This window comes from Allobosea sp. Tri-44 (genome assembly GCF_004123845.1).
GTDB lineage: Bacteria > Pseudomonadota > Alphaproteobacteria > Rhizobiales > Beijerinckiaceae > Allobosea.
This window is the reverse complement of the sequence record NZ_NBDP01000030.1, coordinates 88502-114679: the sequence shown is the minus strand read 5'-3', so window position 1 is coordinate 114679 and position 26178 is coordinate 88502. Positions and strand designations below refer to the sequence as shown.

27 protein-coding genes are annotated in these 26178 nt (G+C 66.2%); 17 read left to right on the top strand and 10 right to left on the bottom strand.

What is annotated here, in order from left to right; translation table 11 throughout:
• The first annotated feature begins 90 nt into the window (after positions 1-90).
• Positions 91-1062, top strand: a complete 972-nt coding sequence (locus B6S44_RS16950) for a LysR family transcriptional regulator (protein WP_129158065.1) — start codon at positions 91-93, stop codon at positions 1060-1062.
• Here B6S44_RS16950 and B6S44_RS16945 read toward each other — a convergent pair.
• Positions 986-2023, bottom strand: a complete 1038-nt coding sequence (locus B6S44_RS16945) for an alpha/beta hydrolase (RefSeq protein ID WP_129158064.1) — start codon at positions 2021-2023, stop codon at positions 986-988. The two genes, B6S44_RS16950 and B6S44_RS16945, sit on opposite strands and share 77 nt — an antisense overlap.
• Positions 2024-2256: 233 nt before the next feature.
• Between B6S44_RS16945 and B6S44_RS29395 the strand changes: the two genes are divergently transcribed.
• From B6S44_RS29395 to B6S44_RS16930, 3 genes are all read left to right on the top strand, one after another.
• The gene (locus B6S44_RS29395) at positions 2257-2496 is read left to right on the top strand and encodes a type II toxin-antitoxin system VapB family antitoxin (protein ID WP_164985862.1); all 240 of its coding nucleotides are present in this window, start codon (positions 2257-2259) and stop codon (positions 2494-2496) included.
• Positions 2493-2897: a type II toxin-antitoxin system VapC family toxin gene (locus B6S44_RS16935; RefSeq protein ID WP_129158062.1), complete on the top strand. Its 405-nt coding sequence runs from the start codon at positions 2493-2495 to the stop codon at positions 2895-2897. The genes B6S44_RS29395 and B6S44_RS16935 overlap by 4 nt, the downstream gene beginning before the upstream one ends.
• A 262-nt stretch (positions 2898-3159) precedes the next feature.
• Entirely contained in the window at positions 3160-4545 is a 1386-nt protein-coding gene (locus B6S44_RS16930) for a class II 3-deoxy-7-phosphoheptulonate synthase (RefSeq protein WP_129158061.1), read from the top strand.
• A gap of 73 nt (positions 4546-4618) precedes the next feature.
• Here B6S44_RS16930 and B6S44_RS16925 read toward each other — a convergent pair whose 3' ends face one another.
• Positions 4619-5491: an outer membrane protein gene (locus tag B6S44_RS16925; RefSeq protein ID WP_129158060.1), complete on the bottom strand. Its 873-nt coding sequence runs from the start codon at positions 5489-5491 to the stop codon at positions 4619-4621.
• 167 nt (positions 5492-5658) lie between these two features.
• On the opposite strand from B6S44_RS16925, the gene B6S44_RS16920 reads away from it, so the two are divergent.
• Both B6S44_RS16920 and B6S44_RS16915 read left to right on the top strand, forming a co-directional pair.
• Entirely contained in the window at positions 5659-5952 is a 294-nt protein-coding gene (locus B6S44_RS16920; RefSeq protein WP_129158059.1) for a Dabb family protein, read from the top strand.
• A gap of 78 nt (positions 5953-6030) precedes the next feature.
• Complete coding sequence (locus tag B6S44_RS16915) at positions 6031-7770, top strand: NAD+ synthase (RefSeq protein ID WP_129158058.1); 1740 nt, start codon at positions 6031-6033, stop codon at positions 7768-7770.
• A gap of 158 nt (positions 7771-7928) precedes the next feature.
• Here the strand turns inward: B6S44_RS16915 and B6S44_RS29390 are convergent, their stop codons facing one another.
• Positions 7929-8708, bottom strand: a complete 780-nt coding sequence (locus B6S44_RS29390; protein ID WP_164985861.1) for a hypothetical protein — start codon at positions 8706-8708, stop codon at positions 7929-7931.
• Positions 8709-8845: 137 nt separating this feature from the next.
• Between B6S44_RS29390 and gltX the strand changes: the two genes are divergently transcribed.
• The gene (gltX, locus tag B6S44_RS16905; RefSeq protein ID WP_129158057.1) at positions 8846-10186 is read left to right on the top strand and encodes a glutamate--tRNA ligase; all 1341 of its coding nucleotides are present in this window, start codon (positions 8846-8848) and stop codon (positions 10184-10186) included.
• 112 nt (positions 10187-10298) lie between these two features.
• Here gltX and B6S44_RS16900 read toward each other — a convergent pair whose 3' ends face one another.
• The 3 genes from B6S44_RS16900 to B6S44_RS16890 all read right to left on the bottom strand — a co-directional run bounded on the left by B6S44_RS16900 (position 10299) and on the right by B6S44_RS16890 (position 13827).
• Complete coding sequence (locus B6S44_RS16900) at positions 10299-11627, bottom strand: MFS transporter (RefSeq protein WP_129158056.1); 1329 nt, start codon at positions 11625-11627, stop codon at positions 10299-10301.
• Between the two features lie 301 nt (positions 11628-11928).
• Positions 11929-13122, bottom strand: coding sequence for a DUF2865 domain-containing protein (locus tag B6S44_RS16895; RefSeq protein ID WP_164985860.1), 1194 nt, complete (start codon positions 13120-13122; stop codon positions 11929-11931).
• A 210-nt stretch (positions 13123-13332) separates the two neighbouring features.
• Positions 13333-13827, bottom strand: a complete 495-nt coding sequence (locus B6S44_RS16890; protein WP_129158054.1) for a MarR family winged helix-turn-helix transcriptional regulator — start codon at positions 13825-13827, stop codon at positions 13333-13335.
• A 169-nt stretch (positions 13828-13996) separates the two neighbouring features.
• On the opposite strand from B6S44_RS16890, the gene hmgA reads away from it, so the two are divergent.
• Complete coding sequence (hmgA, locus tag B6S44_RS16885; protein WP_129158053.1) at positions 13997-15355, top strand: homogentisate 1,2-dioxygenase; 1359 nt, start codon at positions 13997-13999, stop codon at positions 15353-15355.
• Between the two features lie 179 nt (positions 15356-15534).
• On the opposite strand, the gene B6S44_RS16880 is transcribed toward hmgA, so the two are convergent.
• The gene (locus tag B6S44_RS16880) at positions 15535-16620 is read right to left on the bottom strand and encodes a TRAP transporter substrate-binding protein (RefSeq protein WP_129158052.1); all 1086 of its coding nucleotides are present in this window, start codon (positions 16618-16620) and stop codon (positions 15535-15537) included.
• A 177-nt stretch (positions 16621-16797) separates the two neighbouring features.
• Here B6S44_RS16880 and B6S44_RS16875 point away from each other — a divergent pair, with 177 nt between their 5' ends.
• The 6 genes from B6S44_RS16875 to B6S44_RS16850 all read left to right on the top strand — a co-directional run bounded on the left by B6S44_RS16875 (position 16798) and on the right by B6S44_RS16850 (position 21675).
• Positions 16798-17811: a fumarylacetoacetate hydrolase family protein gene (locus B6S44_RS16875; RefSeq protein ID WP_129158051.1), complete on the top strand. Its 1014-nt coding sequence runs from the start codon at positions 16798-16800 to the stop codon at positions 17809-17811.
• Between the two features lie 146 nt (positions 17812-17957).
• Complete coding sequence (locus B6S44_RS16870; RefSeq protein WP_129158050.1) at positions 17958-18914, top strand: MBL fold metallo-hydrolase; 957 nt, start codon at positions 17958-17960, stop codon at positions 18912-18914.
• 11 nt (positions 18915-18925) lie between these two features.
• Positions 18926-20494, top strand: coding sequence for an FAD-dependent oxidoreductase (locus B6S44_RS16865; RefSeq protein ID WP_129158049.1), 1569 nt, complete (start codon positions 18926-18928; stop codon positions 20492-20494).
• The gene (locus tag B6S44_RS16860) at positions 20491-20712 is read left to right on the top strand and encodes a DUF2783 domain-containing protein (protein ID WP_349236376.1); all 222 of its coding nucleotides are present in this window, start codon (positions 20491-20493) and stop codon (positions 20710-20712) included. Before B6S44_RS16865 ends, B6S44_RS16860 begins: the two co-directional genes overlap by 4 nt.
• A 34-nt stretch (positions 20713-20746) precedes the next feature.
• A complete protein-coding gene (locus tag B6S44_RS16855; RefSeq protein ID WP_129158048.1) occupies positions 20747-21280 on the top strand; it encodes a hypothetical protein in 534 nt (177 codons plus the stop codon).
• A gap of 2 nt (positions 21281-21282) precedes the next feature.
• Positions 21283-21675 (top strand): lysozyme inhibitor LprI family protein, encoded by a 393-nt coding sequence (locus B6S44_RS16850; protein ID WP_129158047.1) that lies wholly within the window; start codon positions 21283-21285, stop codon positions 21673-21675.
• 6 nt (positions 21676-21681) lie between these two features.
• On the opposite strand, the gene B6S44_RS16845 is transcribed toward B6S44_RS16850, so the two are convergent.
• The gene (locus B6S44_RS16845; RefSeq protein ID WP_164985859.1) at positions 21682-22215 is read right to left on the bottom strand and encodes a GNAT family N-acetyltransferase; all 534 of its coding nucleotides are present in this window, start codon (positions 22213-22215) and stop codon (positions 21682-21684) included.
• A 111-nt stretch (positions 22216-22326) separates the two neighbouring features.
• Here B6S44_RS16845 and B6S44_RS16840 point away from each other — a divergent pair, with 111 nt between their 5' ends.
• Entirely contained in the window at positions 22327-22842 is a 516-nt protein-coding gene (locus B6S44_RS16840) for a CreA family protein (protein ID WP_129158045.1), read from the top strand.
• A gap of 21 nt (positions 22843-22863) precedes the next feature.
• Here the strand turns inward: B6S44_RS16840 and B6S44_RS16835 are convergent, their stop codons facing one another.
• On the bottom strand, positions 22864-23211 hold the full coding sequence (locus B6S44_RS16835) for a hypothetical protein (protein ID WP_129158044.1): 348 nt from the start codon (positions 23209-23211) through the stop codon (positions 22864-22866).
• Between the two features lie 89 nt (positions 23212-23300).
• Positions 23301-23630 (bottom strand): hypothetical protein, encoded by a 330-nt coding sequence (locus B6S44_RS16830; RefSeq protein ID WP_129158043.1) that lies wholly within the window; start codon positions 23628-23630, stop codon positions 23301-23303.
• A 382-nt stretch (positions 23631-24012) separates the two neighbouring features.
• Between B6S44_RS16830 and cysS the strand changes: the two genes are divergently transcribed.
• Together cysS and B6S44_RS16820 are read left to right on the top strand one after the other, a co-directional pair.
• Positions 24013-25482 carry a cysteine--tRNA ligase gene (cysS, locus tag B6S44_RS16825; protein WP_129158042.1) on the top strand — a complete coding sequence of 490 codons (1470 nt, stop codon included), beginning with the start codon at positions 24013-24015 and terminating at the stop codon, positions 25480-25482.
• Positions 25479-26102, top strand: a complete 624-nt coding sequence (locus tag B6S44_RS16820) for a hypothetical protein (protein ID WP_129158041.1) — start codon at positions 25479-25481, stop codon at positions 26100-26102. Before cysS ends, B6S44_RS16820 begins: the two co-directional genes overlap by 4 nt.
• Positions 26103-26178: the final 76 nt, after the last annotated feature.

The window sequence follows — 26178 nt, the reverse complement described above, 5'->3', positions numbered from 1 at the left end:
GGCTCCCGGTGTGCCCTGATTGGCCTATGGATGCCGTTGGTCACCGCTGCGGACAAACTGGATTTCACGCCTGATACATAAGGCCAGCTGATGAGTGATCTGGTGACCGGCCTGCCGCCGCTCAGCGCGGTCCGCGCCTTCGAGGCGGCGGCGCGCCATGGCAGCTTCACGCGCGCTGCCGTCGAGCTCGGCATGACGCAGGCGGCGGTGAGCTATCAGATCAAGCTGCTGGAGGAGCGGCTCGGCCTGCCGCTGTTCCAGCGCCTGTCGCGCCGCGTCGCCTTGACCGAGGCCGGCGAGCGCCTCGCGTCATCGGTGATGGGTTCCTTCGACGGGCTGCGCGCGGCCTTCGCCGCGGTGACCGAAACGGCCGAGGGCGTGCTCTCGATCCAGGCGCTGCCGACTATCGCCTCGAACTGGCTGGTGCCGCGCCTGGGTCTGTTCCAGTGCGAGAACCCCGGGCTGGCGGTGCGGATGGTCACGCGAGCCGGGCAGCACGATCCGGAAGCCGACGATTGCGATGTCGCGATCCATCGTGGCACCGGTCAATGGCCGGGACTGGAGGCGCATTGGCTGATGAAGAGCGAGTTCACCCCGCTCTGCGGGCCGAATCTGTTCCGCGATCTCGGCCGGCCGCCACAGCCCTCCGATCTGCTGCGGGTAAAGCGGATCGGCAAGACCGAGGCCTGGGACCGTTGGTTTGCCGCCGCCGGGGTCAATTCCGAAGCCACAGCGGTGGAGCCACGCTTTGACCTCGCCGTACAGCAGCTCGAAGTCACGGCCGCGCTCGCCAGCAATGGCGCGGCCATGAGCTCGCCGGTCTTCTTCCGCCGCGAGCTTTGCGAAGGGCTGCTGATCCAGCCCTTCGAGCTGATGCTCGCCGGCGGCCACGACTATTGGCTGACCTACCCGATGCGCCGGCGGACGGCCCGCAAGATCAGCCTGTTCCGCGACTGGCTGCTGGAGCAGGCGCGCGAGCTCCCGGCTATTTCGTCAGCCCCTTCTTCGCCAGCCAGTCCTGGATCAGCTGCGCGACGGAAAGATTATTCTTGTCCAGCATGACCATGTGCGAATTGCCCTTGATGCCGACGGCGGGCAGGTTGACGACCTCGACCGAGCCGCCGGCCGCGCTGATCTTGTCGCCGAAATCGGTTGCGGTCTTGCGGATCGTCGGCCAGCGCGCGTCCTGTTCGATATAATCGCCGAACACCATCAGCACCGGAATGTCCTTCAAAGCCGTCGCCTTGGCCGGGTCGCCGATGCCGGCCGGCTCGACCGCGATCAGCGCCTTGACCTTGTCGGGCCGCGCCTGCGCCACCTTGAAGCCGAACTGGCCGGACTGGCTGTGGAAGGCGATCACACAAGGGCAGACCTTGTCGACCTCGGCGATATAGGCGTCGATGATCATCTGATCGGTCGAGGTCCAGCGCGGCACGATCTGCTTGACGAAATTGTCGTAGCCTTCGGCCGGGAACTGGTTGCCCGGCAGGTATTTGCGCTTGGCCGGGTCGCCGTCATAGCCGCCGCTCGCACCGATGCGGAAGCGCTCGAACGGGTTCGCCGTGGTCAGGAAGACCGGCTCGCCGGGGATCACGTCGGGATACATCGCCCAGCCCGAGCGTCCGCGCTCGACCGCGTCGGAATTATAGACCGACCAGCCCTTGCGCAGGAAGAATTCGAGCCAGCCCTGGCGGCCGTCAGGCGTCGTCTCGTAATTGACGCCGGTCATGCCGCCGCCATGCCAGAGCAGGAGCGGGACGGTGCCGCGCTCGTTCTGCGGCAGGAAGTACTGCACATACATCTGCCCGGTCTGGTAGGTGCCGTTCGGATCGACCCGGGCCGGCGTGCCGCCGGGCGTGAACACCACGTCCTTCACCGGCCGGCCGGAAAGCTCGACCAGTTTGCCGCCGACATGGAAGGAGCCCATGCCGCGCAGTGAGATCGGCTCCTGCGTCTGCTGGGCCTGTGCCGGCCCGAGGCTGCAGGCGATACCGAAAGCGGCCGCCAGAACGTGACGTCTCATGGTCCCTCCCGTCGCCGCAATGGGCGTTATTGATGCGCGGCCATCTTCAGTCGCGCCGCGCGGGCGAGACAATGGTCTTTGCGGGCAGGTGTGAAATGCAAATGCCGGAGCGATTGATGCAAGCAGTGCATCAAACTGCGCGAGCGGCTTGCGGAGAGAGGCGCCGGAGCCTAAATTCTAGAATGATTGGTTTGAGTTCTAGAAACGGGGGCGGTTTGCGAACCGAGAGCGCAATGGGCCTGAGCATCAAGAACGACACCGTCGAGGCGCTGGCGCGCGATCTCGCCCGCCGGCATGGCACGGGCGTGACCGAGATCATTCACCGCGCGCTGAAGGAGAAGGCGGAGCGGGAAGCGGCCGAGCCGACGCTGTGGGAGAAGCTCGCGCCTTTGCGCGAGAAGTTGCGGGCGATGCCCGACAAGGGGCCTGTGCCGGACCGGGCTTTCTATGACGAGCTGAGCGGCGGGCAGTGATCGCGCTCGACGCTTCCGCGATCGTTGCGTTGATGCTGGAGGAGGCTGAGGCACCAGCATTGGCGGTCAGCCTCGACCGGCATGCTGTTCCACGCTTCGCTTCGACAGTGACGATTTGGGAGGCGGCTTGTGCGGTCGCGCGCCGCAAGGGCATAGCGAGGTCGGCCGGGCTGGTTCTCGTGGAGGAATTCCTGAACGCGGCTGCCATCGAGCCCGTTGCGCCTGACATGGCGATGACTGCACTCGCCATCGAAGCCGCCGAGCGCTACGGAAACGGCCCCGGCTATCCCGGTATCCTCAATCTCGGTGACTGCTTCTCCTATGCCACGGCGAAGCATCTCGGCGCCGCCCTGCTGTTCAAGGGCGACGACTTTGGCCGAACCGACATCACGCCGGCCTGAGGGCGGGCCAGTCCCCGTCTGTTTCGCATGATTCAAAATCTGAGCCGGCTGAATCCGCGTCGCAGCAGCTTGAATCGATGCGGCAAAGCCCGGAATCCATCTGGCAGCGGATCGCGCCAACCGCTTGACGGGATTCGCTCTTTCGCGCCGAGGACGGCCGCTCTTGCCGTAGCGGTGGCCAGCGGCCACTTGCGGGTGTATAGGCCGCCCTTCGCGCCAAGATGAGGTTAACGCGCGATACGTGAAACCAGGAGCAGTACCCATGTCCGAGCGGTGGACGCCCGATAGCTGGAGGGCAAAGCCCGTCCAGCAGATGCCGGAATACCCGGATCAGGCAGCCTTGAAGGCGGTCGAGCAGCAGCTCGCCGGCTTTCCGCCGCTGGTTTTTGCAGGCGAGGCGCGCAAGCTCAAACGGGCGTTGAGCAAGGTCGCTGCCGGTGAGGCCTTCCTCCTCCAGGGCGGCGACTGCGCCGAAAGCTTCGCCGAGCACTCGGCCGACAACATCCGCGACTTCTTCCGGCTGTTCCTGCAGATGGCGGTGGTGCTGACCTTCGCCGGCGGCTCGCCGGTGGTGAAGATCGGCCGCATTGCCGGCCAGTTCGCCAAGCCGCGTTCGACCCCGACCGAGACGATCGGCGGCGTCGAATTGCCGAGCTACAAGGGCGACATCATCAACGACAACGAGTTCACGGCCGAGTCCCGGATTCCGGATCCGCGCCGCCAGCTCGAAGCCTACAGGCAATCGGCTGCGACGCTGAATCTGCTCCGCGCCTTCGCGACCGGCGGCTATGCCAATCTCGACCAGGCGCATCGCTGGATGCTCGGCTTCGTCAAGGATTCGCCGGCCTCGCATCGCTACCAGGAAGTGGCCGAGCGCATCACCGAGGCGCTCGAGTTCATGCGCGCCATCGGCATCGATCCCGAGACGCATCCCGAGATGCGGACCACGGATTTCTATACCAGCCACGAGGCGCTGCTGCTCGGCTATGAGCAGGCGATGACGCGGACCGACTCGACCTCGGGCGAGTGGTACGACACCTCCGGCCACATGGTCTGGATCGGCGATCGCACACGCCAGCTCGACCATGCCCATGTCGAGTTCTTCCGCGGCATCAGGAACCCGATCGGCTTGAAATGCGGCCCCTCGACCACGGTCGATGGCTTGCTCAAGCTGATCGACGCGCTCGACCCGCAGAACCAGGCCGGCCGCCTGACGCTGATCGGCCGCTTCGGCGCCGACAAGGTCTTCGACCACCTGCCGGCGCTGGTGCGCGCCACCAAGCGCGAAGGGCGCAATGTCGTCTGGTCCTGCGATCCGATGCACGGCAACACGGTCAAGGCGGCGAGCGGCTACAAGACGCGTCCGTTCGACCTGATCCTGACCGAGGTGAAGAACTTCTTCGCCGTGCATCAGGCGGAAGGGACGCATGCCGGCGGCCTGCATCTGGAGATGACCGGCAAGAACGTCACCGAATGCACCGGCGGGGCTCGCGGCATGACCGACGCTGATCTCAACGACCGCTATCACACGGTCTGCGATCCGCGCCTCAATGCCGAGCAGGCGCTGGAGCTCGCCTTCCTCGTCGCCGAGCTGGTCAAGCGCGAACGCGCCGGCCGGGCGCGGCCTGAGGTCGAAGCCGCTGAGTGATCCGCGAGGCTCTCGCCAACGAAACAGGGCCGCAGCGACGCTGCGGCCCTTGTCGTTTGGAGGATCGCGTTCTTCAGAACTTCAGCGCGGCGGCGACACGGCCGGTATTCACAGTCGTCGTCGTGCCCTCGATCTCCGCAAAGCGGATGATCTGGTATTCGGCGCGCAGGAAGAGGTTGTCGGTGAGAGCCCAGTCGACACCGACGCCGGCGGCGAGGCCGAAGGCGTAGGTGTTCTTGCGAAGCGTGCCGACGCGTAGCGGATAGCCCGTGGCCTGACTGACCGTTTCGGTTGGTAGGCCGGGATTGGTGATGATCGTGGTGTCCGCGTCGATCGTCGAGGTGGTGTTGAAACGGCCGAGCGCCGCGCCGATGGTGGCGAAGGGCATGATCCGGCCAGCGGCCCAGCCCATGCGCAGGCGCAGCGTCGCGTAGTCGTTCAACTTGGCCGCCTGGTCGGTTGCCATCGACCAGCCGTAAGCGTGGCCGGCCGCCATGGTGCTGCGCCGCGAGATGAAGTCCCTCACCCTGTACTCATGGCCGGCGCGGGTGTAGTCCGCCTCCAGGCCGAGCACGACATCGTCGAACAGGTAGTTGTAACCGGCGATGCCGAAGAACTGCGTGCCGCTGTCGCGCTTGTCCGGCAGGTCATTGATGAATGAACCCATGTCGCGTTCGGCGGCCAGGTCTGTGTTGCGGAAGGCGGAATTCGCCAGAGCGCGCAGGCCTTCGCCCGGCTTGAACTTGGTTTCGCTGACGCCGGCGCCGCCGCCGAAGTAGAAACCTGACCAGTCGAAGCGCCCACCGCCGAACATCGGCGGCGGCTCCACCGGCTGCTCGATCTGCGAGCCTCGGAGGTAGTCAGCACCCTGCGCCGCCTGCGGCAGCGCCAGCGTGCAGGCGATTGCGACGACGGGGGCGAGGGCGGCGATAGATCCAGCACGCATCGCGTGTCTCTCCGAACGAAAGCCAGCGCATTGGTTGAGCTGGCCCGGAGATGATTCATGCCGGGTTAACCCTAATGTCGGGTTAATGGATTGCCGATCCGATCATCCTCGATCAGACATCCGCCCGCGGTCAGGACGCGCGATTCCCGGCTGCGAGGAGAGGGCGCATGATCCGGCACATCGTATTCTTCACGGCCAAACGTGCCGAGGATGTCGGCATGGTCCAGCGCCTGCTCGGTCGGCTTGGCGAGATTCCGCACGCGCTTGCCTTCGAGGTCGCGGCCAATGCCAGGATCGACCCGATCGGCAATGAGATCGACATCGTCGTTTACGCCGAGTTCGCCGACGAGGCCGCGCTCGCCGCCTGGAAGGGGCATCCGATCTATGACGAGACGACGCAGGCGGTGCGTCCCTTGCGCGAATTGCGCTACTCGGCCGATTTCCGCTCGACGCTGCGCTGACCTGTCATTGCGAAAACGCAGGGGCGGGGACAGCGCCGGCCCGTTGCTGGCGCACGGGTGGCAAGCTACATCCGGAGCATGACCGCGACTTCTCTCCGCCTGGCGCTCGCCCAGCTCAACCCGATCGTCGGCGACGTCGCCGGCAATGCCGACAAGGTCCGCGCCGCCCGCCGCGAGGCGGCTGCCGGCGGGGCCGAGCTCGTGATGTTCCCCGAGCTCTTCCTCTCGGCCTATCCGCCGGAGGACCTGGTGCTGAAGCCGGCCTTCCAGGACGCCTGCCGCAAGGCCTGCGAGGAACTCGCCCGCGAAACCGCCGATGGCGGCCCGGCCGTGCTCCTCGGCCTGCCCTGGCTCGAGGACGGCAAGCTCTACAACGCTTATGCCCTGCTCGATGGCGGGCTGATCCAGTCGGTGCGCTTCAAGGTCGACCTGCCCAATTACGGTGTCTTCGACGAGAAGCGGGTGTTCGAACCTGGCCCGCTCCCTGGCCCCGTCGTCTTCCGCAATCATGTCCGCCTCGGCATTCCAATCTGCGAGGACATCTGGGGCGAGGAGGTCGTCGAGTGCATCGCCGAGACCGGCGGCGAGATCCTCTTGGTGCCGAATGGCTCGCCCTTCCGCCGCGGCGTGATCGAGGAGCGGCTCAACGTCGCCGTCGCCCGTGTCGTCGAGAGCGGCCTGCCGATCGTCTATCTCAACCAGCTCGGCGGCCAGGACGAGCTCGTCTTCGAGGGCGCCTCCTTCGTCCTCAATGCCGACCGCAGCTTCGCCCACCAGCTGCCGGCCTTCCGCGAGACGATCGCGATCACGGAGTGGGAGCGCGGCCCTGACGGCTGGCGCTGCCTGCCCGGCGAGGTCGCCCCGGTCGAGAGCGGCGACGAGGCCGACTACGCCGCCTGCGTGCTCGGCCTGCGCGACTATGTCGAGAAGAACCGCTTCCCCGGCGTCGTGCTCGGGCTCTCCGGCGGCATCGACTCCGCCATCTGCGCCGCGATCGCGGTCGACGCACTCGGTTCCGAGCGGGTCCGCTGCGTGATGATGCCGTATCGTTTCACCTCGCAGGAGAGTCTCGACGACGCCAAGACATGCGCCGACGCGCTCGGCGTCCGCTACGAGATCGTGCCGATCGCCGAGCCGGTCGAGGGCTTCGAGCAGGCGCTGGCCGAGCTCTTCGCCGGCACCAATCGCGGCATCACCGAGGAGAACCTGCAGAGCCGGGTGCGCGGCACGCTGTTGATGTCGATCTCGAACAAGTTTGGGCCGATGGTGGTGACGACCGGCAACAAGTCGGAGATGTCATGCGGTTACGCCACGCTCTATGGCGACATGAACGGCGGCTACAACCCGATCAAGGACCTCTACAAGACCGAGGTCTTTAGGCTGAGCGCCCTGCGCAACCGCTGGAAGCCGGCCGGCGCGCTCGGGCCGGACGGCGAGGTCATCCCTGAGAACATCATCGTCAAGCCGCCGAGTGCGGAACTGCGCGAGAACCAGAAGGATCAGGATTCGCTGCCGGCCTATGAGGTGCTCGACGACATCCTCGCCTGCCTGATCGAGCACGAGATGCGCCTCGCCGACATCGTCGCCCGCGGCCACGATCTCGAGACCGTGCAGAAGGTCGAGCGCCTGCTTTATCTCGCCGAGTACAAGCGCCGCCAGGCGGCGCCGGGCGTCAAGGTCACCCGCAAGAACTTCGGCCGCGACCGGCGCTACCCGATCGTCAACCGCTTTCGCGATTCCGGCGCACCGGCGCATGAGCCGGACCGCGCCCTGGTCAAGGGCGTCGGCAAGGCCGGCGGCGAGAGCTTCGATTTCTGAAAGTCTGCATCTCTCCGCAGCCCTCATCCTGAGGAGCCGCGCAGCGGCGTCTCGAAGGATGCTTCAAGAGGCTCCGGAACCAACTGGAGCATCCTTCGAGACGCAGCCCAATGGCTGCTCCTCAGGATGAGGGCTGTGGTAAAAGGGGCGCCGCACGCCTACAGCCAGAACCCGCCGATCTGGTTGGCCGCCGGATTGGCGATGCAGGCGGTCATCCGGTCGAGCCAGATGCGCTGGTACTTGGCGTTGGCGCCGTGATGGGTATCGATGTCGTAGCGGCGCTGGATCAGCTTGACGCGGCGTTTGATGTGCAGGTCGACGAGGCTGTTGAGCTGCGTCACCAGCCCGCCGATCGTCGGGGCGCGGGCGATGGTGAGCTGATGCGCCAGCGCGCGGCAGACGACGAAGCCGACATCGTAGTGGAATTGTTCGTGCGCCAGCAGGCCTGGGTCCAACACCACACCGATCCGGACCTGCGCGTTCGGCCAGACCTCGATCTCGTTGGGAACGCCGAAGGCGTAGTCGGCGCCGACCATGCGGGCGCCCTTGTCAAAGATCTCGTATTCAAAGGCGGTGTAGGCGTCCTGCACCGTCCCGTCGGCCGGGTCCATCACCACCGGAACCTGCAGGAAATCGCCGGCCTTGAGCTTGATCGGCAGGCGCGAGGCGCTGACCACGACGCCGGCCGGCGCCGGGTTGCTGGCCATGTGCAGGAAGGTCTTGCCGCCCGGGTCGACCTTGGAATCCGGGCTCGTCATCTTGAGGAAGACCTGCTGGTAGCGCTTGATCCCGCCCCGGGTCAGCGGCCCGCAATCGCCATCGACATCGAGCAGGTCGATGCCGAGCGCGGCCGTATGCGGATTGATCATCGCCTGGATCAGGCGGGTATCTGGAACCGTGTTCTTGCCGCCGAGCCCGACTGAAGCCGTGATGCTCATCTTCGCCTCCCAGCGCAGATATCGACCGTCCCGTCGCCTCTACCCTTGCGTCAATCCGGGCGCTTGTCGATCTCCTTCCGCCAGGCCCGTGCGATGCCCTTGCTCTCGCGTCGTTCCCGCGCGACAAGCGGCCGGTCATGACCGCTCCCTTCGTCCGCACCGCCCCGTCGCCGACCGGCTATCTGCATATCGGCAATGCCCGCTCGCTGATGTTCAACTGGCTCTTCGCCAGGCGCCATGGCGGGCGCTTCCTGCTGCGCTATGACGACACCGACCAAGCGCGCTCAAAGCCGGAATTCACTGACGCGATCGGCGAAGACCTCGCCTGGCTCGGCGTCGTGCCTGACGCCAGCATCAAGCAGTCGGAGCGGATTGCGCTCTATGACGCAGCGGCTGACAAGCTGCGCGCCGCCGGGCGCCTTTATCCGTGCTATGAGAGCGCCGACGAGCTCGACCGCAAGCGCAAGCGCCAGCTCGCCCGCGGTCTGCCGCCGGTCTATGACCGCGCCGGCCTGAAGCTGACGGCCGAGGAGCGCGCCAGGCTGGAAGCGGAAGGCCGCAAGCCGCATTGGCGCTTCCTGCTCGACTGGGAGGAGATCGGCTGGGACGACCTCGTCCGCGGCCCGTCGCATGTCGACTGCGCCTCGCTCTCCGATACGGTGCTGGTGCGCGAGGACGGCACCTATCCCTACACGTTGCCCTCGGTGGTCGATGATCTCGACATGGGCATCACCCATGTCATCCGCGGCGAGGACCACGTCACCAACACCGCCGTGCAGATCCAGATCATGCAGGCGCTCGGCGGCACGCTGCCGACCTTCGGCCACCACAACCTGCTGACCACCGCGAGCGGCGAGGGGCTGTCGAAGCGTCTCGGCCATCTCTCGCTCCGGGGTCTGCGCGAAGCCGGCGTCGAGTCGCTGGCGGTCGCGTCGCTCGCCGTGCTGACCGGCTCCTCCGATGCGGTCCGCCCGGTCTCCAGCCTCGACGAACTCGCCGGGCTGGTCGATCTCGCTCATGTCTCGCGCGCTCCGGCCAAGTTCGACGAGCACGAGCTGGAGGCGCTCTCGGCCCGCACGCTGCATCAGCTCGACTTCGCTGCGGTCGAGGAGCGGCTGAAGCAGCTCGGAATTCCGACCAGCGAGCCGTTCTGGCTCGCCGTGCGTGGCAATCTCGGCCGGCTCTCGGCTGCGAAGGACTGGTGGAAGGTGATCGAGGGGCCGCTCGAGCCGCACGTCGCCGACAAGGCCTTCGCGACCCAGGCGGCTGACCTGCTGCCGCCGGAGCCCTTCGATCAGACGACCTGGAAGAGCTGGACGCAAGCGGTCGCTGCTGCGACGGGGGCCAAGGGCAAGGCGCTGTTCATGCCGCTGCGCCAGGCGCTGACCGGCCTCGACCACGGCCCGGAGCTGGCGGCGCTGCTGCCGCTGATCGGGCGCGAGAAGGCGCTGAAGCGGCTGAACGGCGAGGCGGCGTGAGCGGTACGGCGTCATTCTCGGGCGAAGCGAAGCGCAGACCCGAGAATCTCCTGACGAAAGGGCCGCTGGTTTCCGAGATGGCCGGGTCAGGCCCGGCCATGACGGCTTCCCTTTATTCGTGCCGGTGCATCGCCGAGTCGTGCTTGGTGTCGCGCATGGTCGAATAGACCAGCAGCGAGATGAAGATCACCGCCGAGAGGTAGTAGTAGAACCATTGCTCGTGGCCCTGCTGCTTGAAGAACAGGGCGATTGCGGGAGCAGTGCCGCCGAAGATCGAGACGGTCAGCGCATAGGGCACGGCGACACCGGTGGCACGGATCGAGGTCGGGAACAGTTCGGCCTTCACCACGGCGTTGATCGAGGTGTAGCCGGCGACGAAGATCCAGGCGCCGGAGATCAACAGGAAGGCGACCCAGGGCGATTTGGTCTGCTCCAGCGCCGACAGGATCGGCACGGTCAGCAGCGTCCCGGCGACGCCGAAGAAGATCAGCAGCGGCTTGCGACCGATCCGGTCGGACAGCATGCCGTAGAGCGGCTGCAGGATCGACGCGAAGATCAGCGAGCCGGCGATGACATAGGTGGTGACGATGTCGGTGAGGCCGACCGTCTGCTTCACGAAGGTCTGCATATAGGTGGTGAAGGTGTAGAAGGCGGCGGTGCCGCCCGCCGTCAGCCCGACCACGATCGCGACCTCGCGCGGATATTTCAGCAGCCCGCGCAGCGAGCTCTCCTGCTTGGGGCCGGCCTTCTTGGCTTCGACGAAGGCTTCAGTCTCGTGCATGTTTCGGCGCATGAACATGGCGGTGACCGCCAGCATCGCGCCGATCACGAAGGGGATGCGCCAACCCCATTCCGCAAGCTGCTCATGCGTCAGGAAGACGTTCTGCAGCAGGAGCAGCACCAGGATCGCGGTGAGCTGCCCGCCGATCAGCGTCACGTACTGGAAGCTCGAATAGAAGCCGCGATGATCGGGATGGGCGATCTCGGTGAGATAGGTCGCGCTCGCCCCGTATTCGCCGCCGAGGCTCAGCCCCTCGATGATGCGGGCCAGCGCCAGCAGCACCGGCGCCGCGAAGCCGATCGTCTCATAGGTCGGCGTCACTGCGATGATGGGCGAGCCGAAGCACATCATCAGCACGGAGACGGTCAATGACAGCCGCCGTCCATAGCGGTCGGCGATATGCCCGAACAACCAGCCGCCGATCGGGCGCACGATGAAGCCGGCGGCGAACAGGGTCGCGGCGTTGAGCTGCACCACCACCGGGTCATGCGAGGGGAAGAATTTGGGCGCGAAATAGAGCGCGAAGGCGGTGTAGGCGTAGAAATCGTACCATTCGACGAGATTGCCAACCGAGCCGATGAAGATCGCCTTCAGGCGGCGCGCCGTGTCTGCGACGTCCATGCCATGAGGGGCGGGGGTGGCGATTGCTGGTTCCGACATGGCTCGCTCCGCGTTTCAGAGGCGGCGCGAGAGCAGCGGGCGCCGGCAGCAGAACGTTGATCTAAACCTTGCGTTCCTTGCTGGTCAGCGACGGAAGATTTGAGCGGAATTGCTCCCAGCGCATGACAGAGCTCTTGGGGACCTGCCAGCCAAACCCAGCGCGGGTCGTCCCGGGCGACCGGAGGGAGACCCGGGACCCATTCCGGAACTTCCTTCGGAAAGGCTCAGGAATGGATCCCGGATCTCCGCTTCGCTTCGTCCGGGATGACACCGTCATGGGTGTCGAAGCGCAACGTCCTGACTACGGCCGCGCCGTCGCCCCGACACCGAGATTGGGCGCGAGGTTCGGCGCGACGATGCGTACGGTGCGCCGCTCGCCGGTGACGCTCTTGCTCTCGCGCTTCAGCCCGTCGCCCTGCTGCAGCGTCTTCTCGCCGTCGATCCGCTGCGGGCCGACGCCGGCGGATTCGGTGCTGGCGGTCGGCACGTTCATGTCAGGCGTCGGCTCGTCGCCTGGTGCGGCCTGGAGCACGGTGGGTGCCGGGCCGGCCGGCTTGGCCTCGGCTGCGGTGGCATTGCCCTTTTTGCCGCGCGGCGGCTGCTCTGGCTTCGGCCGCGATAGTTCCTGCGAGCGCTGCTCGGTGACGATGATGTCGCCCTTGCGCTGCTCGAGCATCTGCTCGGCATTCTGCAGCGCTTGGGCCCAGCTCTGGCCCTGTCCCCGGCAGGTGCAGGCGGCGTCAAAGCTGCGGGTGTATTTCAGCGCATTCGGCAGGGACGAGTAGGGCTGGCCGCTGCTGCGCGCCACCGCGTTCTGGATGTCGCCGCCGCTGCTCATGCCAAAGGCCAGCGTTTCGCTGCCGGGGCAGAGCGACTGGCACATCTCGTCCTGGCTCTCGCGTCCGCCCGGGCTGTTGGCGAGCGGGAAGAAGTAGCCGTCGCAGCTGCGCACGCAGACCGAATAGGGCCCGCCCTGGCGAGCTCCGCCTTCCGTCGGCTCGGTCGGTTGATTGGGGTCGAGCTCGGGGAGGGTCGAATCGATCTCGCCGCGGCGTGGCTCGATGCCGAAGATCGTTTCGAAGAAACCGCGTTGCTGCGGCGCCCGGCAATTGTTGTTGATCAGCGCCGCGAGCTGGGCCCGCCGCTGCTCGACGCCGCCGCCCTGCGCCTGCTGCTGGAGCTGGCCATATTGCGATTGCAGCGCCCCGAGCTGGGCGCGGATACCGCCGCATTGCGGTGGCGGCTGCTCGCCGAAGAACAGGAAACCGCCGCGGTCGCAGCCCATCGAGCGATACTGGCTGGAGAGCTGCGCCAGCTGGCCGGCGACGCGCTGTGCCGCCTGGGCAGCGCGGGCATCACCGCCGCGCTGGCCCTGCAGGTTTGAAAGTTCGGCACGCCAGTTGTCGCAGGCCGGCGACTGCGCCAACGCGGTGCCCGACAGCGCGGCGAAAGCCAGCGCCGGAGCGAGCGCGCGTCGGAGCGAAGCGAAAATCATCGAAGGCAGAGTGCTATCCCTGTGGCTCGTCCCATGCCAGCGGCGATCGCTTGCATCGGCAAAGCACATGCTAGAAACGCGACGGAACTAAGGAGGCGCGTGTCGAACCGTCCGCGAAAGCCGATTCGATGCATCGCCCGGACGGCTTTGCGCATCGCATATCGCGCCCCGAGCGGCAAATCGCACTAGGCGGATCACGGTCTTTTGAGATCACGCCTCCTCAGTCTGGTAGGCGCCGGCGAGATGGCGGCCGCGCTCGGTCAGCACCGCCAGCACGCGCTCGAACACCCGTAGCTCGTCGGCTGAGATTCCCTCGATCCAGCGCTCCTCGAAGGCGAGGGCCAGCGGCACGATCTGGGCGTAGAGGCGTAGGCCGGCGGCGCTGAGGGCGACGAAGGCCTCGCGCCGGTCAGCCCGGTTCTCAGCTCGTGTCACCAGGCCCCGCTTGTCGAGCTCGGCCACGGCGCGCGAGACCTTGGTCTTGTGCATCTGCGAGAGCTCGCCGATGTCGCGCGAGGTCAGCTGGCCGAACTCGCCGAGCTGCGCGATCACCCGCCATTCCGGGATGCCGATGCCGAAGCGCGTGCCGTAGACCCGGCCCAGCCCTCGGCTGGCGAAGAAGCCGACCACGTTGAGCCGGTAGGGCAGGAATTGCTCGAGATGCAGGGCGCGGTCGGCGGAGGGTGGCTTCGGCTTCGTTGACATTAGTTTCACATGTAACTAATCAGGATGGGATCAAGGCCGCTCAAGGCCGCGCCCGCGATCATCGCGCAACGGCAGCGCCTGTCAAAGCGGCTGGTATCGGACCGAAAAGTGGAAGCCACTTTTCGGAACAATCCGATGCTTGAGAAACGGATCAGGAGGAGGCCCAACCATGAACGTGCAGACCACGGTTCAGTCGAGCTTCGGCGAGCAGGTCCGCGGCGGGCGCCGCTATATGTCCGGCTTCGGCAATTCCTTCGAGACCGAGAGCCTGCCGGGTGCGCTGCCGATCGGCCGCAACTCGCCGCAGAAGGCAGCCTACGGCCTTTATGCCGAGCAGCTCTCCGGCTCGCCCTTCACCGCGCCGCGCTCCACCAATGAGCGCTCCTGGCTCTACCGCATCCGCCCGAGCGTCAAGCATGGCGGGCGTTGGACGCTCGTCGACAAGGGTTTGATGCGGACCGCGCCCTGCCGCGACGAGACACCGCCTACGCTCGGCCAATTGCGCTGGAGCCCGATTGCGATCCCGCAGGAGAAGGTCACCTTCCTGACGGGCCTGCGCACGCTGACCACCGCCGGCGACGCCGACAGTCAGGCCGGCATGGCCGCCCACATGCTCTTCGTCACCACCTCTATGGAACGCGAATACGTCTTCAACGCCGATGGCGAGTATCTCGTCGTCGCGCAGGAGGGGAAGCTCCGTTTCTTCACCGAGTTCGGCATCATCGAGATCGAGCCGGGCGAGATCTGCATCATCCCGCGCGGCGTCGTCTTCCGCGTCGAATTGATGGGCGGGCCGGCGCGCGCCTATGTCTGCGAGAACTATGGCGGCGCGTTCACACTGCCCGATCGCGGGCCGATCGGAGCCAACTGCCTCGCCAATCCGCGCGATTTTCTCACCCCGGTCGCGGCCTATGAGGATATCGAGGAGCCCTCGACCCTCTATGCCAAATGGGGCGGGGAGCTGTTCTCCACCAAGGTCGACCAGTCGCCGCTCGACGTCGTCGCCTGGCACGGCAATTACGCACCCTACAAATACGACCTCAGGCATTATTCGCCGGTCGGTGCGATCTCCTTCGACCATCCCGACCCATCGATCTTCACCGTGCTGACGGCACCTTCCGAGACGCCCGGCACCGCCAATATCGACTTCGTCATCTTCCCGGAGCGCTGGATGGTGGCGGAGAACACTTTCCGTCCGCCCTGGTACCACCGCAACATCATGTCGGAGTTCATGGGGCTGATCTACGGCGTCTACGACGCCAAGCCCGAGGGCTTCACCCCCGGCGGCTTCAGCCTGCACAACATGATGCTGCCGCACGGCCCGGATGCGCAGGCCTTCGAGCATGCCAGCACGGTCGAGCTGAAGCCGGTCAAGCTCACCGGCACCATGGCCTTCATGTTCGAGACGAGATTCGCCCAGCGCGTCACCGGCTATGCCGCCGGCCTGCCAGAGTTGCAGGACAATTACAGCGATTGCTGGAGCGAGCTGAAGAAGCGCTTCGACCCGAACAAGCCCGAGGCGTGGTGAGACGCAGGGCTGTTACCTCGGGGCTTCGCAAGGCCAAGATGCCAGAAATCTTGGCCATGCCCTTTTCGTCATGGTCGGGCTTGTCCCGACCATCCACGTCTTCCTTCAGCGAATGCGGTGTTCAAGACGTGGATGCTCGCCACAAGGGCGAGCATGACGAACTGGACCAGTGTCGCGGCCTATCGGCTGCGCAGCCGGTTCATGAAGGCGTCGTAGGAGAGTTCCGCCACCTGCCACCAGAGCAGGTTCTCGCCGCGGAAGGCGACCATCGACTCATAGCCCTTCTTGAAGGCTTCGCTCTTGGCCGAGGTCTCGGCGTAGTACTCCTCGGCCGCTTTGAGCGAGGCTTCCATGATCGGCTGCGGGAAGGCCTTGAGCTGGGCGCCCTGGGCGATCAGCTTGCGCAGGCCGCCCGGATTGACGAAGTCGTACTTCGCCAGCATCCAGTTGTTCGCCGCCTCGCAGGCGTTCTGCATGATCGCCTGGTAGTGCTTGGGCAGCTTGTTCCACTGCTCCTGGTTGATGACGAGGTGCAGCATGGCGCCGCCCTCCCACCAGCCGGGATAGTAGTAATAGGGCGCGACCTTCACGAAGCCGAGCTTCTCGTCGTCATAGGGTCCGACGAACTCGGCCGCGTCGATCGTGCCGCGCTCCAGCGCCGGATAGACGTCGCCCGCTGCGATCTGCGTCGGCACCACGCCGAGCTTGGCCAGCACAGCACCGCCCATGCCGCCGATGCGGAACTTCAGGCCCTTGAGGTCGTCGACCGTCTTCAATTCCTTGCGGAAGAAGCCGCCCATCTGGCAGCCCGAATTGCCGCAGGGGATCGAGTAGGCGTTGAACTTGGCGAGCGCGCCGTTGACGATCTGCTCGCCGCCGCCGAAATACCACCAGCTGTGCTGCTGGCGGGCATTGAGCCCGAAGGGAATGCCGGTGCCGAGGCCGAGCGCCGGCTCCTTGCCGACATAGAAATAGGTCGGCGTATGCGCGCATTCGACCGTGCCGGAAGTGACAGCGTCGAGCGCCTGCAGGCCGGGCACGATCTCGCCGGCCGAGAAGGTCTGGATCTGGAACCTGCCGTCGGTGGCATCCGACATGAACTTCGCGAACTGCTGGGCGGTGCCGTAGATCGTGTCGAGCTGCTTCGGGAAGCTCGAGGTCAGGCGCCATTTCACCTCGGGCATCGACTGCGCGATCGCGGGCATCGCGATCGGCGCCGCGGCTGCGGCGAGCGCGCCGGTCTTCAAAAACATACGGCGTTGCATGGACTTTCCTCCCTAGATCACGATGATCTTGGATCGAGTCGATCCAAGATCATAGAACGTGATCGATTCCAATATGTTAGAGCGGGATTGATGCGAAAAACCGGTTCCCACTTTTTCGCATCCCGCTCTAGGACGGATTTGCTGCCATCATCACTGTTCGGCGAGGATTGAAAAGAGATGAAAGTCGCATCCCTCATGCATGGCCGGGATGGCCGCCTCGTCGTGGTCTCGAACGACCTGACCCGGGCGACCGACGCCTTTCCGGTCGTGGCGACGCTGCAGGGCGCGCTCGACGACTGGAGCCGCTGCGCCCCGCGGCTCGCCGATCTCGCCGAGAGCCTGGAGCACGGCTCGGTGCCATCCTTCCGTTTCCACGAGAATCACTGCGCTTCGCCTTTGCCGCGCGCCTATCAATGGGTCGACGGCTCGGCCTATGTGAACCATGTCGAGCTGGTCAGGAAGGCGCGGGGGGCCGAGATGCCCGAGAGCTTCTGGACCGATCCGCTGATGTATCAGGGCGGCTCCGATTCTTTCCTTGGGCCGCGTGAGGCGGTGAAGCTGGCGAGCGAGGATTACGGCATCGATCTCGAAGCCGAGATCGCCGTCGTCACCGGTGACGTGCCGATGGGGGTGAGCCCCGAGGCGGCGCGCGGACTGATCCGCCTCGTCATGCTCGTCAACGATGTGAGCTTGCGGAATCTGATTCCCAACGAACTGGCGAAAGGCTTTGGTTTCCTTCAAGCAAAGCCGTCTTCCGCCTTCTCGCCGGCGGCGGTGACGCCGGACGAGCTCGGCCCCGCCTGGAAGGATGGCAAGCTCAGTTTGCCGCTGCTCGCCCAGGTCAACGGCAAGCCCTTCGGCAAGCCTGAGGCCGGCGTCGACATGACCTTCGACTTCGGGGTGCTGATCGCCCATGCGGCGAAGACCCGGCCGCTCGTCGCCGGCACCATCGTCGGCTCCGGCACGGTCTCGAACCGCGATGCCGATGGCGGGCCGGGCAGGCCGGTCGCGGAGGGCGGGCTCGGTTATGCCTGCATCGCCGAGCAGCGCATGGTCGAGACCATCCGGCACGGTTCGCCGCAGACGCCGTTCCTGCGCTTCGGCGACAGCGTCCGCATCGAGATGAAGGACGCCGCCGGCCATTCGATCTTCGGCGCGATCGAGCAGGAAATCCTGCCCTATGCGCCGTAGGCCGCACCGTCATTCTCGGGCGAAGCGAAGCGCAGACCCGAGAATCTCAGGACGAGTAGGGCGCTCCTTGGAGCCTCTTGCGGCCTGAGATGCTCGGGCCAAGCCCGAGCATGACGCCAGTATCGACACGTTTACGAGGTTGCTCCATGTCCTCCCCCGCTTTCGCCTCCACCGCCGATCTCGGCGAGAAGACCGTCTCCTTCGAGGAAGTCGGCAAGGGCGTCTACGCCTATACCGCCGAGGGCGACCCCAATAGCGGCGTCGTCGTCGGCGACGACAGCGTGCTCGTCTTCGATGCGCAGGCGACGCCGGCCATGGCCGAGCGGGTGATCGCCCGGGTCCGCGAGGTCACCGACAAGCCGGTCAGCCATGTCGTGCTCTCGCATTACCATGCCGTGCGGGTACTCGGCGCGCCGGCCTATGGCGCGAGAGAGATCGTCTGCTCGGATGCGGCGCGCGCCATGATCGTCGAGCGCGGGGAGGAGGACAAGGCGAGCGAGATCGGCCGTTTCCCGCGGCTCTTTCAGGGGGCCGACTCGATCCGTCCGGGCCTGACCTGGCCGACCATGACCTTCTCGCACAATGCCTCGATCTGGCTCGGCAGCCGCGAGGTCCGGCTGATGAAGCTCGGTCGCGGCCATACGGCGGGCGACATCGTCGCCTGGACGCCGGACACCAATGTGATCTTCGCCGGCGACCTCGTCGAATACGGTGCCACGCCCTATTGCGGCGACGCCCATTTCACCGATTGGCCAACGACGCTCGATGCGCTCGCCGCGTTCGCACCCGCTGCGATGGTGCCGGGCCGCGGCGCGGCGCTGACCAACCGGGCGATGGTCGCCGACGGCATCAAGGGCACGCGCGGCTTCCTCTCAGATCTCTACGAGGCGGTGAAAGTGCACGTCGCCCAGGGGCGTTCGCTGCGCGAGACCTTCGAGCGCGTCCATGAGACGCTGAAGCCGTCCTATGGCGACTGGGTGATCTTCGAGCATTGCCTGCCCTTCAACGTCACCCGCGCCTATGACGAGGCCGGCGGCCTCGACCATCCGCGCATCTGGACCGACGAGCGCGACCGCCAGATGTGGCTGGACCTGCGCGGCTGAGGCGTCGCCCTATGCAGCCCTTCCGCCAGTTCGCCTATCGTCGCAGCCCGGATCAGGACACGGCCACGCCGGCCCGGCATCCCGTCGTCATCGTCGGCGCCGGTCCGGTCGGGCTGACGCTGGCGCTCGATCTGGCGCGCCGGCAGGTGCCGGTCGTACTCATCGACGATGCCGACCGGATCGGCGAGGGCTCGCGCGCCATCTGCTTCGCCAAGCGCACGCTCGAGATCTTCGACCGGCTCGGGCTCGCCGAGGCGATGGTCGCCAAGGGCGTCACCTGGCAGAAGGGCAGAGTTTTTCGCGGTGAGACCGAGCTCTACGAGTTCGACCTGTTGCCCGAAGGCGAGCACAAGCAGCCGGCCTTCATCAATCTCCAGCAATTCTATGTCGAGGCGGCGCTGGTCGAGGCTGTGCTCGCCGAGCCGCTGGTCGATCTGCGCTGGAGCAACCGGCTCGCCGGCCTCGACAATCGTGAAGATGGGGCGAAGCTCACCATTGCCACGCCGGACGGGGATTATTTCCTGTACACTGACTGGCTGATCGCCTGCGACGGCGCACGCTCGCCGACCCGCGGCCTGCTCGGCCTGGAATTCCGCGGTGAGGCCTTCGAGGACCGCTTCCTCATCGCCGACGTGAAGATGACCGCGCCGTTCCCGACCGAGCGCTGGTTCTGGTTCGATCCGCCCTTCCATTCCGGCCAATCGGCGCTGCTGCACAAGCAGCCGGACGATATCTGGCGCATCGACCTCCAGCTCGGGCCCGATGCCGATCCGGATCATGAAAAGCGGCCGGAGATCGTGCGGCCCCGGATCGAACGCATGCTCGGCCATGCCGATTTTTCGCTCGAATGGGTCTCGGTCTACCGCTTCCAGTGCCGGCGTCTCGACAGGTTTCTGCATGGACGCGTGATCTTCGCCGGCGACGCCGCCCATCAGGTCTCGCCCTTCGGCGCACGCGGCGCCAATTCCGGCATCCAGGACGCCGACAATCTCGGCTGGAAGCTGGCGCTGGTCGCACAGGGGCGGAGCCCGGCCTCGCTGCTGGACAGCTATGACAGCGAGCGCGTCGCCGCAGCCGACGAGAACATCCTGAACTCGACGCGGGCGACCGACTTCATCGCGCCGCGCTCGCCGGGCGAGCGCCTCTTGCGCGAGGCGGCCCTGTCGCTGGCGCCACATACCGGCTTCGCCAAGCGCTTCGTCAATTCCGGCCGGCTTTCGGTGGCCAGCGCCTATGCCGGTTCGCCGCTCTCGAGCGAGGATGACAGCGGGGAAGGCAACCTGCCGCCGGGCGCGCCCTTCCTCGACGCGCCGCTCGCCGGTGCTTCCTATGCCTGGCTGAGCGAGGCCTTCTCGGCGGGGCAGGCGATCCTGCTCGCTGAAGGCGCGGCAAGGATTGCGCCTGCCGGCGTACTCGCGATCGAGCCGGCGGCCGGCGACGAGACGCTGCGCCGCCGCTACGCCCTGGATTCTGGCGCGGCCGTGCTGCTGCGGCCGGACGGGCATGTCGCGGCACGCTTCCCGAAACCCAAGCGCGCTGCGATCGAGGTTGCGATCGAGCGGATGGAGGGCAGGGGATGAATGCAGCGGTTGCCATGACCCCCGCGAGTGGGCTCGCCCGCGAAACACGCTTCGCCGATCCCGATGCGGCCTTCCGCCTGCTGGCCCAGGCGCATCGCGATCTCGACGAGCGCGAGAGCGCTGCGCTCAATGCCCGCCTCGTCCTGATCCTCGCCAATCACATCGGCGACGAGCGGGTTCTGCGCGAGGCCGTGGCGCTGGCGCACGAGGCGAGGTAGGCTCGGCTCACGACGCCCTGGAGCCGTGAGCCTGATGGAAGATCTGCCGACCTTCTACCCCACTTTGATCCCGCTCGGCTTCTTCTTCTGGGGGCCGGCACTGGTGGTGCTGACGCTGCTCCTGTCCTGGCTCTGGGCGCGCAGCCTGCGCGTCGACCGGGCGCTGGAGAGCGATTTCAACGGCTTCACCAAGGAAGATGTCGAAAAACTCTTCTCGCTCTACGGCCCCGAACGCCGGGCGATCTACCGCAACAAGCTGCTGCCGGCCGATCTCGCCTTCGCGCTGGTCTATGCGGTCGTCGGCGCGTTGATCGTCGCCGGCCTCTCGATGCGCGGCTATCCTTGGTGGGTGGCAACTCTGTGCGGTGGCGGCTGGCTCTTCGGCGGGCTCTGCGACGTTGCTGAGAATTTCGCCATCGCCCGCCTGCTCGATCGCTATCCGAAGGTCGAGGACGGCACGGTCGCCTTCGCCAGCGGCTTCACCCGGCTGAAGCTGGTGCTGACCGGGCTCGGCTTCGTCGGCGCGATCGCGGCCTATTATCTCGCCTTCAAGCCGATCGCTGCCTGAGCATGCGCGGCTTCGCGCGTACCTTGTTGGCTGCCGGCGTCTTCGGCGCGCTGGTCGTGCCGGCGGCGGCTGACGACGCCTATAAGCGCTGCATCGACACATCGGACGGCACCAATCCTGCCTGGGCCGCCTGCGGCGGGGCATGGGTCGCGCGCGAGGATGCCAAGCTGAACGCCGCCTGGAAGCGGCTCTATGCGGCGAGCGAGCCGGCGACGAAGAAGGACCTGCTCGAGGAGCAGCGCGCCTGGAACGCCTTCAAGGAAAAAGCCTGCCAATTCTACGCCAATGGCGATTTCGGCCGGGAAGGGCAGGTGCTGCATTTCCCGAGCTGCCGGGCGGATCTCATCGCCCGGCGCACGGCGACGCTCGACAGCTATGGCACCGACCGGCGCTAGCAATCGTCAGGTCGCGATGTAAACGCGCCGGAGGCGGAAGCGGACCGCGGGCACCGGCGTTGCGCCGATCAGGATCTCGGTCTCGCTCGGCGCCGATTCGAAGCCGAGCCGCGCCGCCAGCTGCAACGATGCTGCGTTCTGCGGATGCGTGACGATGAGGGCCTCCGGCAGCTCGAGCGTCTCGAAGCCGTAGCGGAGTAGCCGATCCACCGCCTCCCGGGCGAAGCCCCGTCCCCAATGCCGGGCGGCGAAGCGATAGCTGATCTGGGCCTGCTCCGGATCGTCGCCATCCGGAATGAGTCCGACATAGCCGAGCGGGTTGCTTTCGTCGGTCCGGGCGAACACGGTCCAGTAGCCGAGCCCGCGCTCGACATGCAGGAAGCTGCGCCCTGCGACGCCCTCGCGCCCCATCGCCGGATCGCCGACTGCCGCGATATAGCGCATGACCTCCGGATCGGCATTGAGCGCGGCGACGAAGTCGAGATCGGCGTCGGAGCGCGGCTTCAGGAGGATTCGCTCAGTTTCCAGCTGCGGCAGCATGTCGTCGCCCTGTTGCGTGATTTGCTTATCGATCGCCACGCACTGGTGCGGCGGCGCGTGCCATCCCATATCTTGCCGGCCCCTCTGCGGGAATGCTCTGGGAGAATCTGGATGAGCTTTCGTCGTTGCCTTCTCGCCGTCTCGGCTGTTCTCGCGCTCGCTGGCGTCGCTGCGCCGGCCTTCGCGCAGGAGGACCTGATCTTCAGGAAGTCGACGGTCTGGAAGATGCTGACCCCGGACGACAAGCTCGCCGTCTACGGCGTCGACGACCCGGTCGTCGAGGGCGTCGCCTGCCATTACACTGTGCCCGAGAAGGGCGGCGTCTCCGGCATGTTCGGCGTTGCCGAGGAGGTTTCGGAGGTCTCGCTCGCCTGCCGCCAGATCGGCCCGGTGAAGATCAAGGAGAAGTTCTCGCAGGGCGACGTCGTCTTCCGCGAGCGCCGCTCGCTGATCTGGAAGAAGATGCAGATCGTGCGCGGCTGCGACACCAAGCGCAACGTCCTGATCTACATGGTCTACACCGACAAGCTGATCGACGGTTCGCCGCAGAACTCGACCTCGAGCGTGCCGATCATGCCCTGGGGCGGGATGGGCGAGGTGCCGAAATGCTCGGAATGGGTGAGATAAGGCGCGTCCCGATCGCCCTCTCTAGCGGGGCGTATAGTCGCCGGTGTAGTTGCAGTTCGCGCCGTGGAAATGAGCGCAGCTGCCGGTCTCCGTTATCGTAAGGGCTCGGCCCCGGCGGCGGATGTCCAGGCGGCAGACGTCGTCGTATTCCTTGGCCTCGGCCACCAGCCGATCGCCCTGGGGACGGCCGCGTGCCGAAATGACGCCGACGCAGCTCCTGCTGCCGATCTCGATATCGACTTTGAGTACGCCGGCCCCCGCCGGGCGGATCGTCATGCTGCCGCCGAGCGTTCGATAGCGGCCCTCGAAGGCGTGGGCCGGCAGGAGTGTCGTCAGGACGAAGGCGGCGACGAGCGCTGAGCGGATCATGAGCCAACGATTCTCGATACAGCCGAGGACCGTCCGCGGCTGCTAACGATACCGCTTGCGTCGATCCGGGGGGAACTCGCCCGTCGGGATTAGCCCCCGCAGGTGATGGCGAGCGGCTGTTCGGCCGGGGTTGCGCTGGCCTGGCGCGGGGTCGAGCCGGTGAAATCTTCCGGAGCGGCGAGGCCATAGGCGGTGGCGACGCGGTGGCCTTGCGACTCGCACCAGGCGTCGGCGACGATCTGGCCGCATTCGGATTTGCTGGCGATGCAGTCGGCGACGCCGTAGCCGTCTCCAGCTGGGATCAGATAGGTGCGCTCGGCCTTCGGGGCCGCGACTGTTCCGGTCGCGGGCAGCAGCACGAGCGACATTCCGGCGCCGAGGATTCCGAAGAGCCCGACCAGAGCAACGGCGCGGCGCATGATACTGTCCTTGAGACCCGACCGGGGCTGAACCTTCGACATGTCAAACTGGTTCCAAATGGTTAAGACTGCGTGAACCACGGCAATCTTGGTTGCGCGCAAACCGCCGGGCGCTTGTGGCGGCATTGCGGCGAAGAGAGCTGAAATCGCGGGAAGGCGAGGCGATGGCGCGCAAGCGTTGCGCAGCTGCCACTTGACGTAAGCGCACATGACAGGCATCACGGCTGGATGACGCGAGCCCTCGCCATTATTTGCATTATTTGCCGCTAGCTTTCGCTGGCCGGCTGCTCACGTCCTCGTCATAAGCGAAAAGACAGACAGCGCCCCGGCCAGCGGCCAGGATAAGCCGTTTTTGTCGCCTTCTCGCCAGGACACCGCTTCGATGCAGCCGACCCTCAGGCTCTACAACACGCTGACGCGGACGAAGGAGGTCTTCACCCCCGTCGATCCCCATAACGTGCGCATGTATGTCTGCGGCCCGACGGTCTATGACTACGCCCATATCGGCAATGCCCGGCCGGTCATCGTCTTCGACGTGCTCTACCGGCTGCTGCGGCAGCTCTATGGCGAGGGCCATGTCCGCTATGCCCGCAACCTCACCGACGTCGACGACAAGATCAAGGCCCGCGCCGCGCGCGATTTTCCCGAGCTGCCGCTGAACCAGGCGATCGCGAAGGTCACGCAGACGACGACGGCGCAGTTCCACGCCGATGTCGATGCGCTCGGCAATCTGCGGCCCGACGATGAGCCGCGCGCCACCGGCCATATCGAGGAGATGAAGGCGATCATCGAGCGCCTGATCGCCCGTGGTGTCGCCTATGTCGCCGAGGAGCATGTGCTCTTCCACGTCCCGGCCGTCGCCGGCCTGAAGGAGGCGCCGCGCTACGGCTCGCTCGCTCGGCGCTCGCTCGACGAGATGATCTCCGGGGCACGAGTGGATGTGGCTCCCTATAAAAGAGATCCGATGGATTTCGTGCTGTGGAAGCCGAGCCGCGCCGGGATCGACCCGGGCTGGCCGTCGCCGGCCGGCATTTCCACGCCCGGTCGCCCCGGCTGGCACATCGAATGCTCGGCCATGTCGATGAAGACGCTGCTCGAGCCCTTCGGTGGCGGCCTGCAATGCGACGATCCCGCCAGGAACGTCTTCGACATCCATGGCGGCGGCATCGATCTGGTCTTTCCGCATCACGAGAACGAGCTGGCCCAGAGCTGCTGCGCCTTCGGTGCGGCGGGCGGTGCGCCGCGCATGGCAAACTACTGGATGCACAACGGCTTCCTGCAGGTCGAAGGCGAGAAGATGTCGAAGTCGCTCGGCAACTTCGTCACCATCAACGAGCTGCTGGCGACCGACACTTTCGGCGGGCGGATTTGGCCCGGCGAGGTGCTGCGCCTTGCCATGCTCAAGACCCATTACCGCCAGCCGATCGACTGGACGGTGAAGGCGCTGGAAGAGGCGGAGAAGACGCTGTCCGATTGGGCGGCAGCTGCCGGAGCGGCTGAGGCCGGGCAGGTTCCGACCGCGGTGATCGAAGCGCTGGCGGACGACCTCAACACCTCGCAGGTGCTCGCCGAGCTGCACGCTCTGCGCAAGGCAGGGGATTATGCCGGCCTCAAGGCAAGCCTGATCCTGCTCGGTATCGCTCTGCCGCAGGTGGCCGTGGCTGCGATCGATGATGCCCTGCGGGCAAGGGTCGAGGCGTCGATCGCCGCTCGCCTGACCGCCCGCAAGGCGAAGAATTTCGCCGAGTCCGACCGCCTCCGCGACGAGCTCGTCGCGATGGGCATCGTGCTCATGGACGGCAAGGACCCGGCGACCGGCGAGCTGACAACGAGCTGGGAGGTGAAGCGGTGATGACTCCCGCCTCGCGCGAGCCGATCATCATCGCCGATGCGGGGCCGCTCCTGCGTCTGGCTGCGGCAGGGCTGCTCGCCATGTTGCCGCGGCTGAACCGCCGGATCGTGCTGGTCGATCGCGTCGAGGACGAACTGGTCGGCGATGAGACCAAGCCTTTCGCGCTAGAGATTCGCAACTGGATCGAAAGCGAAGGCGCGGCGTTGCTGCGCGTGCCGACCGTGATCGGCGAAGGCATCCGCTCGCTGAAGGCGCGCGAGCGCTCGCCGGAGGAAGAGGCGCGCCTCAAGGCGAGCCTGCGCAATTCCGGCGAACTCGCGCTGCGCGAATTCGTCGACTTCTGGCGGCCGGACGAAACCTCGTCCGCCGTGGTGCTCTATGAGGACCGCAAAGTCCCCAACCTGTTCCTCGAGGTCGACTATCCCGTCACCTTGATGACGACCCGTGCCTTTGTCCGCACCATGGCGTCATGGGGCGTCAATCTCGATGCGCCTGCAGCGCTCGAGGCCATTTCGGGCATTTACGACCTCAAGCCCGCCATGATCGGCGAGATCGATCCCGATACGCCTGTCGACCTGCGGCCTCTGCCGACCGTACTGAAAGAAGACCAACAACAATGACCAACCAGACCCCGAAGATCCGCAAGCGTGGTTCGCTCTCGATCGCGATGAAGCTCGTCATGCTCGCCATGGTGAT

Bases quoted from the DNA above. Each gene is read 5' to 3' on its own strand.
- B6S44_RS16900 (WP_129158056.1), bottom strand. From the start codon at position 11,627: ATGTCGGAACCAGCAATCGCCACCCCCGCCCCTCATGGCATGGACGTC.
- B6S44_RS16870 (WP_129158050.1), top strand. From the start codon at position 17,958: ATGTCCTCCCCCGCTTTCGCCTCCACCGCCGATCTCGGCGAGAAGACC.
- B6S44_RS16945 (WP_129158064.1), bottom strand. From the start codon at position 2,023: ATGAGACGTCACGTTCTGGCGGCCGCTTTCGGTATCGCCTGCAGCCTC.
- B6S44_RS16920 (WP_129158059.1), top strand. From the start codon at position 5,659: ATGATCCGGCACATCGTATTCTTCACGGCCAAACGTGCCGAGGATGTC.
- B6S44_RS16890 (WP_129158054.1), bottom strand. From the start codon at position 13,827: ATGTCAACGAAGCCGAAGCCACCCTCCGCCGACCGCGCCCTGCATCTC.
- B6S44_RS16950 (WP_129158065.1), top strand. From the start codon at position 91: ATGAGTGATCTGGTGACCGGCCTGCCGCCGCTCAGCGCGGTCCGCGCC.
- B6S44_RS16895 (WP_164985860.1), bottom strand. From the start codon at position 13,122: ATGATTTTCGCTTCGCTCCGACGCGCGCTCGCTCCGGCGCTGGCTTTC.
- B6S44_RS16875 (WP_129158051.1), top strand. From the start codon at position 16,798: ATGAAAGTCGCATCCCTCATGCATGGCCGGGATGGCCGCCTCGTCGTG.
- B6S44_RS16845 (WP_164985859.1), bottom strand. From the start codon at position 22,215: ATGCTGCCGCAGCTGGAAACTGAGCGAATCCTCCTGAAGCCGCGCTCC.
- B6S44_RS16835 (WP_129158044.1), bottom strand. From the start codon at position 23,211: ATGATCCGCTCAGCGCTCGTCGCCGCCTTCGTCCTGACGACACTCCTG.
- hmgA (WP_129158053.1), top strand. From the start codon at position 13,997: ATGAACGTGCAGACCACGGTTCAGTCGAGCTTCGGCGAGCAGGTCCGC.
- B6S44_RS29395 (WP_164985862.1), top strand. From the start codon at position 2,257: ATGGGCCTGAGCATCAAGAACGACACCGTCGAGGCGCTGGCGCGCGAT.
- B6S44_RS16855 (WP_129158048.1), top strand. From the start codon at position 20,747: ATGGAAGATCTGCCGACCTTCTACCCCACTTTGATCCCGCTCGGCTTC.
- B6S44_RS16880 (WP_129158052.1), bottom strand. From the start codon at position 16,620: ATGCAACGCCGTATGTTTTTGAAGACCGGCGCGCTCGCCGCAGCCGCG.
- B6S44_RS16925 (WP_129158060.1), bottom strand. From the start codon at position 5,491: ATGCGTGCTGGATCTATCGCCGCCCTCGCCCCCGTCGTCGCAATCGCC.
- B6S44_RS16915 (WP_129158058.1), top strand. From the start codon at position 6,031: ATGACCGCGACTTCTCTCCGCCTGGCGCTCGCCCAGCTCAACCCGATC.
- B6S44_RS16865 (WP_129158049.1), top strand. From the start codon at position 18,926: ATGCAGCCCTTCCGCCAGTTCGCCTATCGTCGCAGCCCGGATCAGGAC.
- B6S44_RS16860 (WP_349236376.1), top strand. From the start codon at position 20,491: ATGAATGCAGCGGTTGCCATGACCCCCGCGAGTGGGCTCGCCCGCGAA.
- B6S44_RS29390 (WP_164985861.1), bottom strand. From the start codon at position 8,708: ATGAGCATCACGGCTTCAGTCGGGCTCGGCGGCAAGAACACGGTTCCA.
- gltX (WP_129158057.1), top strand. From the start codon at position 8,846: ATGACCGCTCCCTTCGTCCGCACCGCCCCGTCGCCGACCGGCTATCTG.
- B6S44_RS16930 (WP_129158061.1), top strand. From the start codon at position 3,160: ATGTCCGAGCGGTGGACGCCCGATAGCTGGAGGGCAAAGCCCGTCCAG.
- B6S44_RS16840 (WP_129158045.1), top strand. From the start codon at position 22,327: ATGAGCTTTCGTCGTTGCCTTCTCGCCGTCTCGGCTGTTCTCGCGCTC.
- B6S44_RS16850 (WP_129158047.1), top strand. From the start codon at position 21,283: ATGCGCGGCTTCGCGCGTACCTTGTTGGCTGCCGGCGTCTTCGGCGCG.
- cysS (WP_129158042.1), top strand. From the start codon at position 24,013: ATGCAGCCGACCCTCAGGCTCTACAACACGCTGACGCGGACGAAGGAG.
- B6S44_RS16830 (WP_129158043.1), bottom strand. From the start codon at position 23,630: ATGCGCCGCGCCGTTGCTCTGGTCGGGCTCTTCGGAATCCTCGGCGCC.